1 protein-coding gene is annotated in these 268 nt (G+C 55.6%); it reads left to right on the top strand.

Features of this window, described 5'->3' with window-relative positions:
* Positions 1–13 precede the first annotated feature (13 nt).
* Positions 14–268, top strand: a 255-nt coding sequence (locus SB786_RS36450) for a hypothetical protein (RefSeq protein ID WP_410731613.1), incomplete at its 3' end; no start/stop codon positions are given.

Here is a 268-nt window from a genome sequence, read left to right as displayed (position 1 = left end):
GATGCAGAAACACGTGAACCCTTCCAAGATCATCCCGCATAAATTCCAGGGTTGCACCCTGTTCCGCAAGCAATCTCACTGTCCGGCGCATGGAACTGTCAAGAACCCTGGCCGAATCGTAGGGACGGGCGCCAAAGAAAACTTCGAACTGCCGTGCGTTCTGTCCGCCGGATCTGCCGCCCGGCGTGATGCAAAAGGAATAGATCTGGTCGAACCGTTGAGCCTCAGGGTTGTGGTCGCAGAGCACCCTGAATTTATGCTTGGCGAA

Source organism: Burkholderia sp. SIMBA_062 (assembly GCF_046534765.1).
GTDB classification, from domain to species: domain Bacteria; phylum Pseudomonadota; class Gammaproteobacteria; order Burkholderiales; family Burkholderiaceae; genus Burkholderia; species Burkholderia ambifaria.
This window is presented reverse-complemented; position numbering and strand designations above follow the sequence as displayed.